Source organism: Rhizobium sp. P1_E6 (assembly GCF_056405875.1).
Genome location: NZ_JBFUBG010000204.1, coordinates 1 through 3,158, shown reverse-complemented (window position 1 = coordinate 3,158; position 3,158 = coordinate 1). Strand labels below are relative to the sequence as shown.

Below are 3,158 nucleotides of genomic sequence, written 5' to 3'. Positions count from 1 at the left end.
GATCGTCTGGAGGGATGGTGCGGGTAACGCCAAGAAGATGATTTCGGAGACCTATGAGGTCAATGTCAGCTCCGAGCCGTACTGGGTTAAAAACACCGCGACAGAGACGACGCTCTACAATCCATATGCGCTGACCCAGCGCACCGAGCGGGTKTTCGAYGSCTACCACAACGTCACSGAACTGAAGGAATATGGTCGCAAGGATGTCTCCGGCGAYGAGCGCTGGACGACCTACAGCTATGCCCCGAACACGACGAAGTTCATCACGTCGCTGCCGACGGCCGTTGGGGTGCGCTCGGGCGGCTTCGATGCCGCCACGGCAACGACACTGAAGTATGAGCGCTATGTCTATGACAACGCCAGCGACTACACTGCCCCGCCAACCCAGGGCAATCTGACGCAAAAGCTCGCCTATGCGACGGTCGTCGCGCCGCAGAGATGGGTGACCAGCACCTATACCTATGACGCCTATGGCAACCGGATCTCCGAGACGGACGGCGCTAAAAACCGCACCGAATGGGATTACGACCCGACCTACCATCTCTATCCGGTAGCGGAGCGCAGCCCCAAATACTTCGCCAATGGCGGCCAGCCGGCCGACACCCGCTTCGTGTCGACGACGGCCTATGACATGATTTGCGCCAAAACGGCATCGAAGACCGATCCGAACGGCATCGTCGAGACCTACACCTACGACACCTATTGCCGCCCCAGTGGCTATACCCACTCGGGATCCGGCAACTACATCAACACCCGCTATGCGAACGAGGGCAATCCGGCCCTGCAGGCGGTCATCGTTTCGCAGCCGCTAACGTCAGGCACCGGCGAGAGCTACACGTGCACCTATTATGATGGGCTTGGGCGCCCGTGGCGGGTGGAGACTTCGGGCGATACGGCGACCGGCCCTGCCCGCATAACCGACACGATCTACGACGCCCGCAGTAATGTGCTTCAGACATCGATCGTGCGCTTTGCCGGTGAAACGGCGCAGTGGACGGTCAACAGCTACGATGCGCTCGACCGGATCACGAAGAGCGTCAATCCCGACAGCACCTACAAGACATACGACTATTACACCTATCTCGATCCGATCCCGCTGTCGTCGAACATCGCAAATTATTACGTCAACTGGTACGATGAGCTGGGGCTGCGCCATCCCTACACGATCAGCACCTGGGACGATAAGATCTTCATCTCGGACCATTCGGACAAGGTCGCAGACGTATCGAAGACTACCATGCGCTACAGCGCGACGTTTGATGCGCTCGGCCATCTGAAACAGGTTGTTGATCCAAGTGGAGCGATCTGGACCTACACCTACGACCTGCTCGGCAACCGCCTGACGGCGAGTGATCCTGACCTTGGGAATTGGTCTTACGCTTATGATGATGCGAACCGGCTCGTCTCGCAGGTCGACGCCCGCGGTGCGGTCACCTTCCTGACCTACGACCAGATGGGCCGCGTGACGCAGAAGTCAGTGCAGGCGCCCGGTTCATCGACCCAGGTCGTCGTCGCCACCAACACCTATGACCAGAACCCGACATCCACGTCGAGCAACATCGGTCTCCTGAGCGGAGCCGCCAACGACAACGCCACMTTCGCCTACAAGCGGGTCTATACCGGCACCGGCAGCATCATYGCGACAACGGCAACGATCGACGGCCTCASCCAGACGACGACGCAGACGCGCGGGCCAACCGACAAAACCGTCGGCATCGCCTATGCATCGGATCTCTGGTTCGGCAGGACACCCGACCGGCCRTGGCAGTATAACAGCGCCGATCTKCTGACCTCCATATCCAACCTGATTTCCTCCACCAGCTACGAGGCCGACGGCCARACGAAGTCGATCACCTATGTCAAYGGMGTCACCACCACCTTCACCTATTCGCCGACCCGGCGCTGGCTGACGCGGCTGACGACGACCAGGGGCACGACGGTGCTGATGGACAATCAGTATACCCGCGACAATGTCGGCCGCATCAAGACCATCACSGGGCTGACSGCCAACGACAACTGGACCTACWYCTATGAYCAGCTCGGYCGKCTGGTGAGYGSYGACAATGGGGGCGGCAACAGCCTCGACGAGACCTACACCTATGCCGACAACCACAACCTGCTGTCGCGCACACGGGTCGGCGCCTACACCTATCCGGCACCGACGGCGGTCAGGCCGCATGCGGCAACGCAGATCGGTGCAAAGTCGATAAGCTACGATGCCAACGGCAACATGCTCTCGGACGGCACCCGCACGCTGACCTGGGATGTCGAAAACCGCCTGTCGACCGTCACCCAGGGCGGCAGCACGGTCACCCTCGCCTATGGACCCGACGGAGCRCGGGTSAAGAAGAGCTGGGCCTTYGGCACGACSCTCTATCCCAAYGCCAAYGYCGAGRTCGACCGCTCGACACCGGGCACGGATATCTACACCGTCTATCCGCATCCGGACGCCAAGATCGTCGCCAATCTGTCGGCAGGCACGAAAGTCGCTTCCTTCCTGCATCGCGATCATCTGGCTTCGGTCAGGCTGGTGACGGGAGCTCCCAACGGCAACATCGTCGAGCAGACCAGCTACGTCGCCTTCGGCGAGCGTACCAACACGGCGATGCAGACAGGGAAGGGCTATATCGGCGAGCGCTTCGACCCCGAGACCGGCCTCATGTATCTCAATGCGAGATACTACGACCCCGCCTTCGGTCGGTTCATCTCTCAGGATGATCAGTTCCCTTCGGTCCAGGGCGTTGGAACCGATGCGACCGGGACAACAGAGCGCGCGTCTCCTCCCTCCCCGACCTACAACGCAAAGAACCCCGCTCCATCCCAGGGCGAAAACGATGGTTGAGGGCGGCGGATCAAGTGGTTCCGTCATGGGTGGTAGCCGCAGCAGCGCTGAAACATTGCAAGCAGGACCGAACGGCCGGCATCGATGGGTTGTCAGAGCGTCCTGCGTTGCGTTTCTGGCACTCTACATGCCCGCGGCAGCAGTTCTTGCACAATCGTTAGAGGCCTCTACCGCCTCTCCGCCGATGCGGGTCGAAGGCCTCTTCGAACCATACCGTGATCTGCTTGATGTCAAGCTGGCTGTCGACGCCATGATCGATCCGTCCGTGAATACGGCTGCCGTCAAAGGCACAATCGACCGGATGGCAGCCGAAATC

General features: G+C 60.4%; 1 protein-coding gene. It reads left to right on the top strand.

Annotation, left to right across the window (positions count from 1 at the left end; translation table 11 throughout):
- Positions 1 to 2,842 (top strand): RHS repeat domain-containing protein (locus tag AC1D35_RS35265; protein ID WP_477942564.1); only part of this gene is annotated, 2,842 nt, incomplete at its 5' end.
- Positions 2,843 to 3,158: the final 316 nt, after the last annotated feature.